Annotated in this window: 15 protein-coding genes; 5 read left to right on the top strand and 10 right to left on the bottom strand. The window is 57.4% G+C overall.

What is annotated here, in order from left to right; translation table 11 throughout:
* The first annotated feature begins 17 nt into the window (after positions 1-17).
* On the top strand, positions 18-977 hold the full coding sequence (locus tag AABE20_RS07765) for a Tim44 domain-containing protein (protein ID WP_338332538.1): 960 nt from the start codon (positions 18-20) through the stop codon (positions 975-977).
* A gap of 156 nt (positions 978-1,133) precedes the next feature.
* On the opposite strand, the gene AABE20_RS07760 is transcribed toward AABE20_RS07765, so the two are convergent.
* The 8 genes from AABE20_RS07760 to AABE20_RS07725 form a co-directional block, all read right to left on the bottom strand.
* The gene (locus tag AABE20_RS07760) at positions 1,134-1,271 is read right to left on the bottom strand and encodes a hypothetical protein (protein WP_338332537.1); all 138 of its coding nucleotides are present in this window, start codon (positions 1,269-1,271) and stop codon (positions 1,134-1,136) included.
* 2 nt (positions 1,272-1,273) lie between these two features.
* A complete protein-coding gene (locus AABE20_RS07755) occupies positions 1,274-2,233 on the bottom strand; it encodes a heme o synthase (protein WP_338332536.1) in 960 nt (319 codons plus the stop codon).
* A complete protein-coding gene (locus AABE20_RS07750) occupies positions 2,230-3,498 on the bottom strand; it encodes a cbb3-type cytochrome c oxidase subunit I (protein ID WP_338332535.1) in 1,269 nt (422 codons plus the stop codon). The genes AABE20_RS07755 and AABE20_RS07750 overlap by 4 nt, the downstream gene beginning before the upstream one ends.
* A gap of 152 nt (positions 3,499-3,650) precedes the next feature.
* On the bottom strand, positions 3,651-4,346 hold the full coding sequence (locus tag AABE20_RS07745; RefSeq protein WP_408740783.1) for a class I SAM-dependent methyltransferase: 696 nt from the start codon (positions 4,344-4,346) through the stop codon (positions 3,651-3,653).
* Between the two features lie 146 nt (positions 4,347-4,492).
* A complete protein-coding gene (gshB, locus tag AABE20_RS07740) occupies positions 4,493-5,488 on the bottom strand; it encodes a glutathione synthase (RefSeq protein ID WP_338332533.1) in 996 nt (331 codons plus the stop codon).
* An 81-nt stretch (positions 5,489-5,569) separates the two neighbouring features.
* Complete coding sequence (locus tag AABE20_RS07735) at positions 5,570-6,955, bottom strand: glycosyltransferase family 39 protein (RefSeq protein WP_338332627.1); 1,386 nt, start codon at positions 6,953-6,955, stop codon at positions 5,570-5,572.
* Positions 6,956-7,041: 86 nt separating this feature from the next.
* Complete coding sequence (locus AABE20_RS07730; RefSeq protein WP_408740804.1) at positions 7,042-8,148, bottom strand: glycosyltransferase; 1,107 nt, start codon at positions 8,146-8,148, stop codon at positions 7,042-7,044.
* 14 nt (positions 8,149-8,162) lie between these two features.
* Positions 8,163-8,588 carry an Lrp/AsnC family transcriptional regulator gene (locus AABE20_RS07725; RefSeq protein WP_408740803.1) on the bottom strand — a complete coding sequence of 142 codons (426 nt, stop codon included), beginning with the start codon at positions 8,586-8,588 and terminating at the stop codon, positions 8,163-8,165.
* A 263-nt stretch (positions 8,589-8,851) separates the two neighbouring features.
* On the opposite strand from AABE20_RS07725, the gene trxB reads away from it, so the two are divergent.
* The 4 genes from trxB (at position 8,852) to AABE20_RS07705 (ending at position 12,187) form a co-directional block, all read left to right on the top strand.
* A complete protein-coding gene (trxB, locus tag AABE20_RS07720; RefSeq protein WP_338332531.1) occupies positions 8,852-9,805 on the top strand; it encodes a thioredoxin-disulfide reductase in 954 nt (317 codons plus the stop codon).
* Between the two features lie 103 nt (positions 9,806-9,908).
* Positions 9,909-10,790 carry a LysR substrate-binding domain-containing protein gene (locus tag AABE20_RS07715; RefSeq protein ID WP_165990788.1) on the top strand — a complete coding sequence of 294 codons (882 nt, stop codon included), beginning with the start codon at positions 9,909-9,911 and terminating at the stop codon, positions 10,788-10,790.
* A 489-nt stretch (positions 10,791-11,279) separates the two neighbouring features.
* Complete coding sequence (locus AABE20_RS07710) at positions 11,280-11,744, top strand: Ros/MucR family transcriptional regulator (RefSeq protein WP_048852777.1); 465 nt, start codon at positions 11,280-11,282, stop codon at positions 11,742-11,744.
* A 152-nt stretch (positions 11,745-11,896) separates the two neighbouring features.
* The gene (locus tag AABE20_RS07705; protein ID WP_338332625.1) at positions 11,897-12,187 is read left to right on the top strand and encodes an integration host factor subunit beta; all 291 of its coding nucleotides are present in this window, start codon (positions 11,897-11,899) and stop codon (positions 12,185-12,187) included.
* Between the two features lie 9 nt (positions 12,188-12,196).
* On the opposite strand, the gene AABE20_RS07700 is transcribed toward AABE20_RS07705, so the two are convergent.
* A complete protein-coding gene (locus tag AABE20_RS07700) occupies positions 12,197-13,474 on the bottom strand; it encodes a UdgX family uracil-DNA binding protein (RefSeq protein WP_338332530.1) in 1,278 nt (425 codons plus the stop codon).
* Positions 13,475-13,485: 11 nt separating this feature from the next.
* Positions 13,486-15,036: a murein biosynthesis integral membrane protein MurJ gene (murJ, locus tag AABE20_RS07695; protein WP_338332529.1), complete on the bottom strand. Its 1,551-nt coding sequence runs from the start codon at positions 15,034-15,036 to the stop codon at positions 13,486-13,488.
* Between the last annotated feature and the right edge of the window lie 15 nt (positions 15,037-15,051).

Here is a 15,051-nt window from a genome sequence, read left to right as displayed (position 1 = left end):
CCGGAGACCAAAAACCAGTGAAATCACGTCTGCTACGATCAACCCTTCATGCGTTGCTGGCCGCCAGCCTGCTGGCCGGGCCATTAACCATACAGGCCGATGCCCGGCCCGGTCAGGGCGGGTCCATGGGCAGCCGTGGCAGTCGCACATGGAGCGCGCCACCTGTTACGCGCACAACGCCGTACAGCACCGCCCCCATGGACCGCTCCATAGCCCCCCGCACATCCCCCACTCCGGGGTATGGCGCGCCCCAGATGGGTGCCCCCTTTGGCCGCCCCATGGGCTACGCCAACCGCCACCCGTTCCTGACCGGGTTGGCCGGAGGCTTTTTGGGAGCCGGACTCTTTGGCATGCTGAGCGGCCATGGCTTTATGGGCGGTATGCACGGCTTCTTTAGTCTGCTTGGGCTTATGGTCCAGATCGGGCTTGTGGTCATGTTTGTTATGTGGCTGATCCGCCGCTTTGGCCGTGGCAACGCGGGTAGCAATGGATTTGGCATGGGCGCTGCCCCACGTGGCATGCCGTCCGGCGCGGCTCCGGCCTCCCCCACACCGTCCAGTGGGGGTGCGCCTGTGCAGATCACCACAGCGGATTACCAGTCCTTCCAGCAAACGCTTATGGATATCCAGAGCGCATGGAACCAGCAGAACATTCCGGCCCTGCAGCAGATGGCCACGCCGGAAATGGTCTCCTACTTCAACGAGCAGCTTGCCACGCTGGCCAGTCAGGGCGCGCGCAATGTTGTCTCGGACGTGCGTTTCCTTCAGGGCGATCTGGCCGAAGCATGGCGTGAAAGCGGCATGGATTATGCAAGCGTTGCCATGCGTTACAGTCTGATCGACCTGACAACCAACGCCACCGGGCAAGTGGTGGATGGTAGCTCCACCACCCCCGTGACCATTACCGAGGTCTGGACATTTGTCCGTCCCTCACGCGGGGGGCGCTGGCTGCTCTCGGCCATTCAGCAGGCTCGCTGAACACCAGCAGCACCTTCTGGCTCAGCACAACAGAAAACCCCGTCTTCCTTATTGGAAGACGGGGTTTTCTTTGTACGTGTCAACTTTGGTAATCGGAATGCATTCCGTCAGGCCGTATGGGCCTTTACCGGCCGCCTGCCGGTGCGTAACGCCGCATTACGGGTGGAGCAGCGTTAACCCGAACATAATCCCGGCCAGCACAAGCATGAACACAACCATGCTCCGCACACGCTGGCTCTGGCGCTTTTGGCGTTCAAGCTGCTCTGGTGTCTGGGTTATGGGAAGAGTGGTCATGCTCAGTGCATCCATATCTGAAAGAAGTGGTCGCCCAGAAGACCACAGAACAGGAAGAAGAGATAAGCCAGCGAGAACCGGAACGAGATCCGGGCGGCTTTATCTCCCTTCTGGCTGACACCATTTTCATCCTGCGGCTCCAGCAGTACACGCACAGCGCACGCAACAAAGCCAAGCCCAAGCACTACCGCCGTTACCGTGTAGATCCACCCACTTGCCCCGACAAAAGACGGAATAAGAGAGACGGCCAGCAATACCAACGTGTAGAAAAATATCTGCCAACGCGTATGCCGCACACCGCGCACAACCGGCAGCATGGGAATACCCGCGCGCCCGTAATCCTTGCAGGCATAAAGCGCCAAAGACCAGAAATGTGGCGGCGTCCAGAAGAACACAATACCAAACATAACAACGGGCATGACCGCCATATGACCCGTGGCGGCTGCCCAGCCGATCATGGGGGGGAAAGCTCCCGCAGCGCCACCGATGACAATGTTCTGCGGCGTGGAGCGCTTGAGCCACATGGTATAGATAACGGAATAGAAGAAAATGGAAAACGCCAGAATAGCGGCAGCCAACGTGTTTGTGGCAATCCACATCAGGCAGACGGACAGGCAGGAAAGCCCGACCCCGTAAGCCAGCGCCTCGTTCTGGGGGATGCGCCCTGCAGGAACAGGCCGTGTAATGGTCCGCTGCATGACCGCATCAATATCACGGTCGTACCACATATTAATGGCCCCGGCAGCGCCCGAGGCCAAACAGATACAGAATATGGTGACCAACCCCACAAAGGGGTTCAGATGCCCCGGCGCCATAAACATGCCCGCCGCCCCCGTAAACACGACCAGCGAAATCACCCGGGGTTTCAGCAAGGCCAGCCAGTCACGCGCCTGCGTGCCAACCTGTTCTGTTTTGAAACGTAGCCGTCTGGCTTTGGGGTCGGAAAGGCTTGCCTCGCTCATGCGGCGGCTCCCCCGGCAGCACCAGCCTGTGTTCCCGCAATATGGCCTGCAGGCACCGGAATGTCGCGCTGGAAGCTGATCAATGCTGCCAGCACAAACACCAGAGCCGCCATGCCAAACAGCGCGCAACCCAGCACCTGCATGCCAGAAACAAACAGGCAGAGCGTTGCCGCCGCAGTCAACACAAAATGAAGGCGCGCCAGCTTTTGGGGGTACCAGAAGCCACAGGCCTCACCCCGCCACAAATAGAACCCACCACACACGGCATAAAGGGCGCCAAGCTGCAAGGCCGGATGCAAACCCGTACCCTGTACAAGCTGAACAACCCAGCCACCGGCCACAACAGCCAGAAACCCCATGCCCCACAGCAAAGGCGTACGCAAAGAAACCCGCGCCTTCCACGTACTGGCAAGCCAAAGACCGGCAAGGCACACGGCGGAAAGGGAGCACAGTGCCAGCAGAACATTGCCAACCATTTGCGCGGTCAGGCTATCGGCCCCATGGGCCAGACTGCTCTTGGCCCATGCCACCACGCCAGATGCAGCGGTAGCGGCCATAATATAGGCAACAGGCCGCGTCTGGACCTGCCCGATGCGGGCAGCCATTTCAAACACAATGCCAAACCCGGCCAGCAGCACAATCAGCCCGACGGGGGCTGCAAAATATTCGGCGCCAACCATGGCGTTCGCCGCAGGCCACAGCCATGCGCGCAATGTTGCCGCGGCAAAAACAGGGGCGCACAGCAGCAAAACTGTAGCAGACAGCATTTCCCCCCACACAAAAGGAGAAAAAGAGGTCTGCTCCAGACTATCCGCACAACTGTCAAAAATGGTGCTCAGCAGCACAAGGGCGGACAGGAGCGCACCCAATGACCACAGAATATGGGCCAGCCCGGCATCGGCCAGTGTGCAGGTCAGCACGGCAGCCACAGCAAACACACCGACTGCCAGCAGATTAAGCCGCCCGAGCAGCATGCTCTCACGCCCCAGAGCGCGCGGCAGCCACAGCGTGCCAAAACCACTGACAAGTGCGGGCACCACAACATACAGCAACATCAGAGCCGGGTGCGCCTGCACAAGCCTGCCCCACAGCCCTGTTGCGGGCAGCATGCCCATGCCAGCCAGAACAGAAACACCGCCCCCCACAAGGGCTGCAACGGCGGCAAGGAGCAGATAGGCTGTTCCGGCTGTAGCATCCTGCCTCTGGCTGGCGGTTTTATCCGCCGGGGCGTGGCGCTGGTTAGACTGGCTGTGAGCGGAGATCATGCTCCATGTTCCATATTCTGTGCAGGTCCATAACGGAGGAGTTGGAACCCGCTAGACAAAAAACGACCATATTCTAGTGTTTTATTGCACAAAAGCGCCCGGCCAAGCCACGCATGTCTAGCGCCCCTGCCAAAACAGGAGCGCAATGTTTATTATTCTGGCAGATTTTCCAGCGTAACCAGTGTGAAAAGGCCAAACGGCCGCACAGGCTGAATGGTGGCCCGGGCAATATCTTCCTGCGGGAGCAGCGATTCCATAGCAAAATCCGGGTGCCAGCCGAGCGAGTGAGAGGCACGCGCCATGGCATGTTCCACTGCACCACGCAGGCCACCGGGGGCCAGAAAGTGGTTTACGAACAGAATATGCCCACCCGGCCGCACAACACGTTTAAGCTCACGCAGCAGCTTGCGCGGATGCGGCACGACAGACGCCACGAACATGGCCACCGCAATATCAAAGGAATTATCCTCGAACGTGGTGTCCTCGGCGTCCATTTCCAGCAGGGCGTTCACATTTGCCAGACTATCACGCCTGGCGCGTTCACGGGCCTTGGCCAGCATGTCGGTCGAGAGGTCAATGCCTGTAATGGCCTTGGCTTTGGTGTAATGGGGCAACGCCAGACCGGTGCCCACCCCGACTTCCAGCACATCCGTGCCGGGCAGGTTGTTGACCGCGTCCACCGCCCGCAGGCGACCAAAACGGGAAATGCCGCCAAACGCCACGTCATAAACATTGGCCCAACGACGATAGGCCAGTTTGACGGCCTCCGCATCAAGCGCAGAACGCGAGGGAGGAGGTACGGGGCTTTCCCCTCCGCCGGAGGGGTATTCTTGGAGAACGTCACTCATGTTCTCTCTCTGCCCGCTGACGGACATTTCTTCAAGAGCCACTATACTCTCTTCCTTCCTGCTTGGCGCACACACCACAAAAGCGCCCATGTGTGGCAGCATAGTTTTTCCGGCATGGCACTGCCCACCACGGCCTGAAAAGGCTCTTATTGGACAGACAGCTTACGTTCAATACAATCCCATATGCTGGCGGCGCCATTAATGCCATCAAACCGTTCCAGCTCCTGCAAACCGGTGGGCGATGTCACGTTGATTTCCGTCAGATACTGCCCAATAACATCAATACCGACAAAAATCAGGCCATGTTCTTTAAGAAACGGCCCAATCGCCTCACAAATCTCACGATCACGCGCGGTGAGTTCCACTTTGCGCGCAACGCCACCCACATGCATGTTGGACCGGTGGTCATCCCCCGATGGCACGCGGTTGATCGCACCGATCGGCTTGCCGTCCACCAGAATAACCCGCTTGTCCCCTGCGGTTACAGCGGGTTCGTAGCGTTGGATCATAAGGGGTTCGCGCGAGCGGGCAAAGTGCATTTCCAGCAGGGCATTCAAGTTCTGGTCATCCGCTTTGATCCGAAAGACGCCGCTACCGCCATTACCGAATAACGGTTTGACAATAATGTCCTTCCATTTGGCACGGAATGCCCGAATCTGCTCAATATCCCACGTTACAAGTGTTGGCGGCATAAGCTGCGGAAAATGCGTGACCAGAAGTTTTTCCGGGCTGTCCCGCACCCAGCGTGGGTCATTGACCACCAGAGCCTGATCGGGGCCGGTACCATGAATATGGTCGAGCATATGCGTGGCGGTAATATAAGCCATGTCAAATGGTGGGTCCTGGCGCATAAGCACCACATCCATTGTTCGCAAGGACCTGCGTGTGGCATCACCAAACGTGACATGCCGCCCTTTTTCGCGCTGCACGATTACCGGGCGCATCAGTGCGGTCACATCGGTGCGGGTCGCACCACCTGCTTGAACGGTCCCTTCCTCAAGGGCCAAGGACCCCACTTCGTACACAAACAGGCTGTGCCCGCGCGCCTGTGCTTCAAGCATCAGGGCGAAGGTTGAATCCCCATCAATATTAACATGCTCAAGCGGGTCCATCTGGACCGCCACTAGCCGTGGAGAAGCCATAAACTCGGGTTCCTGTTCCTGCTGGCAAAGCGATTACGGGCCATCCTGCCTTGTTTCAGATCAACACGCAAACACCGTGGCCTAGTGCGCGGGACCGGGGAGCAGGGCTGCATCGTGCATCTGCCCCGGAACTGGGCAACGCAGGCGGACATGGAAGAGGGAATACGTGTCCGCCACAATTCCCCGGCGCGCGCGCACCTGATCTGGCAATGCGTCCAGTACCTCAAAAAACCGGGCATCCGGCCCCCCTGCCCTACGGTGGCTGAGCACAAGATAAGCCTGCGCGCCACAGGCAGGCCGGGGGAGCGCAAACAACGCCCAACGCGGCTCAACCCCCAATACCGTGCGGCCGGACGCATAAAACGCCAGTTCGGACGCCAGACCATATTCATCCGCAACAAGGGGAAATTCCTTGGGCACAGAAGCCGCCACGGAGCGGGCAAAAGCGGGCCAGCCCCCCATTTGCCGCAAGGTCACATCCAAATGGGGAGAAAGGCGTAACGGCATAAATGCCGCCTGCACGCACACCACCCCGGCAAGCCCGAATCCCATAAAAGCAGCGGCTTTCCACCATGGCCAGACCACCCGCGCCGCGGCCAGAGCCAAAGCGGGATACAGCACCACAGGCCAGTTTGCCTGCACCCGCGCACCCAGAGCATGCTGCACAAATACCATCAGGGGCAGCACGATCATGCACAGCAGCAGCAGGGCAAAACTGTTGCGCCGCGTCCATAACAGCCCCACCCCGGCGGCAAAAAACACAAAAATGAGCGGAGTTGCCAGCCCAACCTGCCCCCCCAGCAACTCACCCATAAAGTTCAGAGCGCGCGCGGGGTTCCAGTCCCCTACCCGCCCGCCCTGTTTGAGAAAGCTGGCCCAGCCGTGCCGCGCGTTCCACCAGATCACCGGGGTTGTGCATGCCACCGCCACAAGTGCGGCCATATATGGCCACGGTGTACGCAGCCACACGCGCCCCTGCCTTGTGGCAAACAGCCACACAACCAGCCCGGCCAAAGGCAGAAGCATGGTGTATTTACTGTCAAACCCCAGCCCTGCGGCCAGCCCTACAACCAGCCACATCCGCCGCTGCTGCCCCACGCAGGCATGGACCAGCCCCCATAGCAGCAGTGCGACAAACAGAAGCACAGGGGTGTCCGGGGTCATGACCAGAGTGCCCAGCCCCACGCCCAACGTAGCATTCAGCAGAACACCGGCGCGCACGGCCCCAGCACGCGCCTGTTCCGGCGTGCCTTGCGTGCGCAGCCAGCAAGAAGCCGCCTGAACAATCAGGACCGTACCAAGGCAGGCGGAGAGCGGCCCCATAAACCGCACACCCAGAGCGGTATCCCCCACAAGGAGCATGCCCACCCTTGCCCACAGCGCCACCATAAAGGGATGGTCCAAATACCCCCCCGCAGGAGCTAGCGCCCATATGCGGTAATAGGCTTCATCCGGGGAGAGTGGCATCCATGCCGCCAGCACAAGGCGCACGAGTGTGACAAGCCCAAGCCCCACCGCCCAATACGCGTACCGTGCCGGGCCACCACGCAAGACTACCGGGTTCTCCAGATAATTGTGGAAGACATAGCGTAATTCCAGACCACAGCCAGCACAGCCCCGGCCAGACTGGCCTCATTTACCCGGTAGCTTTGTGCGTACATCAGGTGTGCCACGCCCACATCGGCCAGAGCGCCAACCGAGCAGACCAGCATAAACAACAGCAGCCCCCACACGCAGCGCTGGCCATGCAGCCGCCGGTCCCGGTACGTAAAATTATTGTCGAGAGAAAAATTAACAACCATGGCGGCAACCGTGCCTATGGCCTGCGCCGTGGAAAAATGCACCCCGAACAGCCGGACCAGATGCATAACCCCCAGATTGGCCCCAACTCCGGCCAGCCCAACGATGCAGAACGCCACAAACCGCAAAGGCACCAGACCACGGGACGTTTTTTCCAAAAGAAGGGCGGCAAACTGAAGCATGACCAATGCATCCAGCTTGCTCTCCCCTGCCACACGAGGTTTGAATCCGCAGTCAATTTCGCGCACATTGAGTGGCTTTTCCGCTGAAAGCAGCAGATCGAGAAGAATTTTGAACCCCGTTCCCGACAGGCGCGGCGCAATAGCGACGAATGTTTCCCGCCGCAATGCAAAAAAGCCGCTCATGGGGTCTGTCAGCCTGACCGGCAAAAACCGCTGCGCCAGCCATATGCCACTATTCGAAAGCGCATGCCGCCATGCGTTGGCAAGCCCTGCGTTACTGCCGCCTTCAACGTGGCGGCTACCCACGGCAACATCACAATGACCACTGGCCACGGCGTCAATCAGCGCAATCAGGCGGCTCTCATCGTGCTGGAGGTCTCCATCCATAACCGCCACAATCTGCGCGGAGGAGGACAGCACCCCTTCAATGACCGCAGTAGACAGCCCCCTGCGCCCAATGCGGCAGATGCCGCGCACATACGCCTTGCGGGCGGCCTGCGCGCAAACTACCGCCGTTGTTCCATCTGGCGAATTGTCATCAACAAAAATAACTTCCCAACGGCGACCGGCCATGACGGCTTCAAGCATGGCAACAAGCGGCGCTACATTGGCGACTTCATTATAACACGGTACAATAATACTGATTTCAGGCCCACCTACAGCACTGCCCTCAGCCATATTCTGGCCGGGCATTACTGCGGCGTTCCTTCCTTAATGCCCGGCAGGGGCACACCCTTGCGCTCCAGGCTGGTTCGGATGGTCTGCAATGTCTGCACACGAATAACATGCGCGGCTTCGGTCAACTGCCGTGTCAGCAGGTTTTCATGGGCTGCGTCACGCGCAATCAGGCGGACGAGGAAATCCCCCCCACCCCGAATCATGTGGCATTCACGCACTTCAGGCCATTCGGCAAGCTGGCGTTCAAAGGCGGAAAGTACCGTTTCCTTCTGACTGTCCAGCCCGATCAGCGCAAAAAAGATAATCGGCCAGCCAAGGGCGGTTGCATCGGGCTGGGCGTGATAGCCACGAATAACGCCCTCCTCCTCCAGCCTGCGCACACGCCGCAGGCAGGGGGGAGCGGAAATACCAACACGCCGGGCCAGTTCGACATTGGTCATGCGACCGTCATCCTGCAACTCGGCTACGATACGAAGATCAACAGCGTCCAGATCCGTCACCTTATCCGACCTATCCTGTGCAAGATGCAACTCCCAGAAAGAGTGGGGAGTATATGCCACGCTCCCCGCCATGCCGCAAACTCAACTCTCAACACTTGCTCAACGCCAAGTCAGCCGTCATATCCTTTTATCCAACACATTCTGGACCATGCTTGCGCGGCATAACTGCACCCGCACTTCTTGCTTTGGGGAACTCTTCTGGCATGACTGAAACCATCACGACCGATCTGCTTGTTATTGGCGCAGGCCCTGCTGGCTATACTGCGGCCATTTACGCCGCACGCGCCAACCTGTCCCCTGTTCTGGTGGCGGGGCTGCAACCGGGCGGACAGCTCACCATTACAACAGACGTGGAAAACTACCCCGGCTTTGCCAAAGCTGTGCAGGGGCCGTGGCTGATGGAACAGATGGCCGAACAGGCCAAAAACGTTGGCACACGCATTGAATACGACATTATTACCGAAGTGGACTTCAAGTCCGGCCCCCCCTTCCGCCTTGTTGGGGATTCCGGCACCATATATAATGCAAAAGCCGTTATTGTTGCGACGGGCGCACAGGCGCGCTGGCTTGGCCTCCCCAGCGAAAAACGTTTGCAAGGCGGCGGTGTATCCGCCTGCGCCACATGCGATGGCTTTTTCTATCGCGGCAAAAAGGTTGCCGTGGTCGGTGGAGGCAACACCGCCGTGGAAGAAGCGCTGTACCTGACCCACCATGCCTCCCACGTAACCCTGATCCACCGCCGCGACTCCCTGCGCGCTGAAAAAATTTTACAGGACCGGCTGTTCAGTCACCCAAAAGTTTCGGTCACCTGGAACAGCGAAGTGGAAGATATTCTGGCCACCGGCACGCCAGAGGTCGTTTGCGGCGTGCGCCTGCGCAACCTTAAGAACCTGAGCGAAACCACGCTCGAAACCGATGGTCTGTTCATTGCCATCGGGCATACCCCCACGACCGGAATATTTAAAGGTCAACTGACACTGGATGCCGAAGGGTATATTAAAACCAAACTCGGAACGACCCGCACATCTGTACGCGGTGTGTTTGCCGCGGGGGATGTACAGGACAAAATATACCGCCAAGCCGTAACGGCCGCAGGCACCGGATGCATGGCAGCACTGGATGCGGAGCGGTATCTGGCAGAAGTGCCCAAAACGTAAAGCTGCCCATACCTTGACCACGTGCAGTAATTACTGCACGTAGTAGCTTCGAAAGCATGGTATTGTGCTTTTGTAATTTCAGTCAATTTAGCAGGAGGCGTGCGTGGACTGGGACAAACTCCGGGTTTTCCATGCCGTAGCGGAAGCCGGTTCCTTTACCCACGCGGGGGATGTGCTTAACCTAAGCCAGTCTGCCGTATCCAGACAGATTTCTGCGCTGGAAGATGTTCTTCAGGTACCCCTATTCCACCGCCATGCGCGTGGATTGATCCTGACGGAGCAAGGGGAAACCTTGCACAAAACAGTGCGGGAAGTGTTCTCCAAACTGGAGATGACACAGACCTTGCTGACGGAAAGCAAGGAAAAAGCCGCAGGCCGCCTACGGGTTACAACCACTACAGGATTTGGTAACTGCTGGCTTATGCCACGACTCCATAAGTTTATGGAAGCCAACCCCGAAATCGATATCTGCCTGATTTTGGAAGATAATGATCTGGATCTGGGAATGCGGGAAGCAGACGTGGCCGTGCGCATGCATGCACCACGCCAGCCGGACCTGATCCAGCGGCATCTGGCGGACTTCAATCTGCCTATTTTTGCCGCACCGCAGTATATTGAACGCCACGGCATGCCTTCCAGTCTGGAAGACATTAAAAATCACCAGCTTGTCATGTTTGGTGAACACCACCCCCCAGTTGCCCACATCAACTGGTTGGCTGATGCAGGGCAGGTCAGCAGCCATGCACGCCCCGCCCGTCTGGAAGTTAACAGCATGGCCGCCATGGCGTCCGCCATTGCTGCGGGCTTGGGCATTGGCTCCATTCCTTCTTATGCCGCAAGCAAATTTCCGGACCTGATCCAAATTCTGCCGGAAATTACAACCCCAACGGTAGATGCCTATTTTGTCTACCCCGAGGAACTGCGCAGTTCCAAACGTGTTGCCGTTTTCCGCGATTTTCTGATGAGCGAACTCGGGATCCGTTAAGCCTGCCGGAACAATATTTCAAAATCCCGGTTTTTTCGTTTCCTGAAAAAACCGGGGTTACGTTTATTTCAAAATATCATTACCCAAAAGCACTACAGATATTCCCAAAACACAATACTTACTGAAGAACAGAAAAATCTGAAAAAGCAGAATGTCTTTTTCGTTATTTTCATGTGGTCAGATCAATGTCGTTTTCAAAACACCACACTATAATCAATCAAGATTCATAAACCGCAAGACAATCATCAACATATCAGCGCTCTCCACGGAGAGGTAGAACATATGTATAATGATCCATTATTATTAAACAAAATATTACGAATAATTTATGCGAATTCCTCTAAATACTGAAAAAAACTCAACTGACTTTTCCAACATTTTATACCTGCGGGATCTTATTTTTGTTTTTTTGTATATTGGTAGTTCACAAAGATTAAATAATTGAGTATGGTTCTCATTATTCACACTGAATTTTTAATTAGGCCTGTCATGAGTGAGATCCAGAACTATTCGCCTCTCCTAGATCTTGTATCCGAGATCGTGTCTGCGCACGTCTCCAACAACCAGACGGACCCTGCTGCCATTCCGGTTCTGATCAAGGAAGTTTTTCAGGCTCTCAAAACGGCTGACCAGCCGCAGAGCGAACCAGAAAAGCTGCAGCCAGCTGTTCCAGTCAAACGTTCGGTATTCCCGGACTATATCGTCTGCCTTGAAGACGGTAAAAAACTGAAGATGCTCAAGCGTCATCTTCAGAGCGCCTATGGCATGTCCCCCGAGCAGTACCGCGAACGCTGGAACCTGCCTGCGGACTACCCCATGGTTGCCCCCAACTATGCGGAACGTCGCTCCACTCTGGCGCGTGAAATCGGTCTGGGCCGTAAGATCCACGCTGCTGGCGATGAAGACGAAACGTCGGGCCGTGCAAAGCGCGGCAAAAAGGCAACGACTGCCTGAGATAGCAACAAGTGCTCTGGCGGTCTGGCGTTACAGTCCGACCGTCACGCATTTTTTATCTTGACGCTCAGCCATAGAGAACGGAATGCTTGCATCTGTCTGGCACAGATTCAGTCAGACCTCATTCTCTCCCCTATTCGGTAGAGGTCTCTATGACGCGGTCTGAACTTATTGCCATTCTAATAGAGAAAAACCCACACCTGCAGCTTAGAGAGGCTACGCTGCTGGTGAATACGGTTTTTGGTGGCATAACAAGCAGCCTGGCAGCAGGTAACCGCGTTGAGCTGCGCGGGTTTGGCGCTTTTTCCGTCAAGGAAAGAGAGCCACGCCTGGGCCGCAACCCCAAAACCGGGGAACAGGTCAAGGTCAGCAAAAAGCTGGTGCCTTTTTTCAAAACAGGTAAAGAGCTGCATCAACGGCTCAACAAAGAGGGCGTGGGTTAACCCGTCTCTTTAATTCTGCTTTGCAGCGTCGAACTGGGCCACGTATTGGGCTGCCAGCCGTAAATCTTCCACAAATCGTGCATACTCCCGCTGCTTGCTGTCTTCGTCAGGCAATCGTAGCAGATAGGAGGGATGAACCGTCACCAAGCCCTGTGTCTGCCCTTCCAGAGGCAACAGGCGTGAGCGGCTGCGCGCAATGGTCACTGGTTTTTGCAAAACACTCTGCGCTGCGGTAACACCAAGCATGACCAGCAATTTTGGCTGGACAAGGCGGCGCTCCGCCTCCAGCCATACTCGGCAGGCGTCTATATGCCCCGCCTCCGGCTTCTGGTGCAGGCGACGAGTACCGTTCCATGTAAAATGAAAATGTTTGACCGCATTGGTCACATAAAGCTGGTCCCGGTTTAGCCCGGCATCGCGCAGGGCATTATCCAGCACCTGCCCTGCAGGCCCGACAAATGGCCGCCCCTGTTGGTCTTCCTGATCTCCGGGCTGTTCACCAACCAGCATAATGGTGGCATGCTCCGCCCCTTCACCAAACACCGTGCGGGATGCAGGCTGCCACAAAGCGCAGGCCCGACAGTCCATCGCCCGGGCGGCAAGCATGCTCACTGTTGCTGCACTCTCCACATCCTTACGGTTCGGGGGCAATAGGCTCAGGCTGTAGCCACGCCATATGCCGGTACCATCCGCCTGCCATTGCAGATCGTCTTCCTTGCGCACCACATCGGTTCCAGCGGCAAAGCGTAGGCCGCCAGCCCATTCCATCCGTCGGTAAGGGGCCTCAACCCGCCATGACCGCGCATTGCGCTCCATGCAGTAGCGCGCATTGGCCTCCAGAATATAATGTGCTGGCGCGGAGTGCAGGACGTTATGCATCCTTTGCGCACTAAAGGCGGAAAAAGCTTCCCTGAAGCGCAACGTCTCCGCCCTAACGGCCAATACATACTGCCTGAGTTGTTGCAGGTCTGGGTCAGACCGACTGGTTAACTCCAGTTCTCCATGCGTCAGGCGGTACATAATGCGGTAAAGCACATCAAACCGCTCAGGGTCATGCGCCTGCAACGCCTCCCCCAGCACGCCCACAAAACGACGGGACAGCGTGAGCGCCTGCGATGGTTGTGCGGGAGAATGATCCATGGAGGGCGCAGACCACACTATATCCTGCGGTGTTACTGCAACCCGCCAGCGTAAAGACTGCGGCAGAACCCCCGCGAGCACATAATGCCTGCTGGCAGCCCGCCACGTTGCAAAGTCAACCTGATGCGCAAGAACAACCTCAAGCATGCACGCGCTCCCTACCCTGCTTTACGCCGCAACCGCCCCTGAATACGCGCCCCCAAAGCAAACAGGCTGACCACGCCCAGAACGTGCAGGAGTGCGGCATACAACACAGCCCCCCCTACGACCATGCCACCCAGCCAGAGCGCGCGGACCACAAACACACCCGGAAGGTGCAGCATGCCCTCCAATCCCCAAAGCCCCAGCCCCATTAAAGCGGCGGCAATGCACACGCGCCCCATATGGGAGAGAGTCGCGCCATAAAGGCGCAAAGCCTGTTTACGGCGCAACAGAACCACCAGAAAAGCCACGTTCACGCATGCAGTCACACTGCTGGCCAGCGGCGGCCCCACATGCGCCAGAGGCTTCATAAACAGCAGGTTCAGAATAAAATTAAGCACCAGCACGCCAATACCAACATAGACGGGGGTGCGCGTATCCCCCCGCGCAAAAAAGGCGGGAGACAGCACCTTGACCAAAATGAAGGCAGGCAACCCCACGGCATAAGCCCGTAAGGACTGGGCGGATAACAATGCGTCATGCTCGGTAAAAGAACCATGCCCGAACAGAACAATCATGATCGGGCCTGCCAAAACCAGCAACCCGGCAACGGCTGGGAGGGTCAGCAACACAACATATTCCATAGAGCGGTTTTGGGCCGTATGCGCGCCTTCTATATCTCCCGCACTCAAATGCCGTGTTAGCACGGGTAAAAGGGTTGTCCCCGCCGCAGCACCGAGCACCCCCAGAGGTAACTGGTTGATCCGGTCCGCAAAATACATGAGCGACACACTCCCCGCAGGCAGCAGGGTGCCGATAATGGTATCCACCGTCAGGTTGATCTGGCCAACGCCGCTACCAATCAGCCCCGGTACCATGCGGCGCAACAAAAGGCGGATACGCGGCGTTAACTTTGGCCATAGGGGCATAAGGCCGAACTGCGCCTTCTCACACGCCCAGGCCAGCAGCCCCAGTTGCACAACGCCAGAGGCCGTAACCCCCCATGCAGCAGCAAAAGCAACACTGGGAAAAAAGGGCGATGCCCCAACAATGGCAATAATGCCCACCACGTTGAACGCCAGATAGGCGGCGGAAGCCACACCAAAGCGGTGCAGACCATTAAGCACCCCGGCCAGCAGGGCTGCCGCACAGATCATAACCAGATAGGGAAAGGTAATGCGGCTCAGGCTGACCGCCAGAATGTAGCGGTCTCCGCTTTGCAAAAAACCCGGCGCTATAACCCTTAACACCTGCGGCATAAACACTTCGCCCAGCACACATAAAAACACCAGCCATGCAAGCATGACCCCCAGTGCACGGCGGGCAAACAGCCGGGCCTCATCCCGTCCATCCTGCACCATAACGGTGGAGAACATGGGCACAAAAGCCGCGTTAAACGCGCCCTCGCCAAACAGGCGGCGGAACATATTGGGCAGGCGAAAAGCAACCTGATACGCATCCTGCAATGGACCTGCGCCCATAAACGCTGCCAGAAGCTGGTCACGTATCAGTCCAAGAACGCGGCTGAGCATGGTCCAGCCACCAACTGTCAGAAAATTTCTGAGCATGGGATATCCGCTTCA

The sequence above is a fragment of the Acetobacter zythi genome, from assembly GCF_963921165.1.
Classification (GTDB): Bacteria; Pseudomonadota; Alphaproteobacteria; order Acetobacterales; family Acetobacteraceae; genus Acetobacter.
Note: the sequence above shows the minus strand (reverse complement) of the source record. Positions and strands in the feature narration are given on the sequence as shown.

Bases quoted from the DNA above. Each gene is read 5' to 3' on its own strand.
- AABE20_RS07705 (WP_338332625.1), top strand. From the start codon at position 11,897: ATGACGCGGTCTGAACTTATTGCCATTCTAATAGAGAAAAACCCACAC.
- gshB (WP_338332533.1), bottom strand. From the start codon at position 5,488: ATGGCTTCTCCACGGCTAGTGGCGGTCCAGATGGACCCGCTTGAGCAT.
- AABE20_RS07710 (WP_048852777.1), top strand. From the start codon at position 11,280: ATGAGTGAGATCCAGAACTATTCGCCTCTCCTAGATCTTGTATCCGAG.
- murJ (WP_338332529.1), bottom strand. From the start codon at position 15,036: ATGCTCAGAAATTTTCTGACAGTTGGTGGCTGGACCATGCTCAGCCGC.
- AABE20_RS07745 (WP_408740783.1), bottom strand. From the start codon at position 4,346: ATGAGTGACGTTCTCCAAGAATACCCCTCCGGCGGAGGGGAAAGCCCC.
- AABE20_RS07725 (WP_408740803.1), bottom strand. From the start codon at position 8,588: ATGACCAATGTCGAACTGGCCCGGCGTGTTGGTATTTCCGCTCCCCCC.
- trxB (WP_338332531.1), top strand. From the start codon at position 8,852: ATGACTGAAACCATCACGACCGATCTGCTTGTTATTGGCGCAGGCCCT.
- AABE20_RS07700 (WP_338332530.1), bottom strand. From the start codon at position 13,474: ATGCTTGAGGTTGTTCTTGCGCATCAGGTTGACTTTGCAACGTGGCGG.
- AABE20_RS07735 (WP_338332627.1), bottom strand. From the start codon at position 6,955: ATGCCACTCTCCCCGGATGAAGCCTATTACCGCATATGGGCGCTAGCT.
- AABE20_RS07760 (WP_338332537.1), bottom strand. From the start codon at position 1,271: ATGACCACTCTTCCCATAACCCAGACACCAGAGCAGCTTGAACGCCAA.
- AABE20_RS07750 (WP_338332535.1), bottom strand. From the start codon at position 3,498: ATGATCTCCGCTCACAGCCAGTCTAACCAGCGCCACGCCCCGGCGGAT.
- AABE20_RS07755 (WP_338332536.1), bottom strand. From the start codon at position 2,233: ATGAGCGAGGCAAGCCTTTCCGACCCCAAAGCCAGACGGCTACGTTTC.
- AABE20_RS07730 (WP_408740804.1), bottom strand. From the start codon at position 8,148: ATGGCTGAGGGCAGTGCTGTAGGTGGGCCTGAAATCAGTATTATTGTA.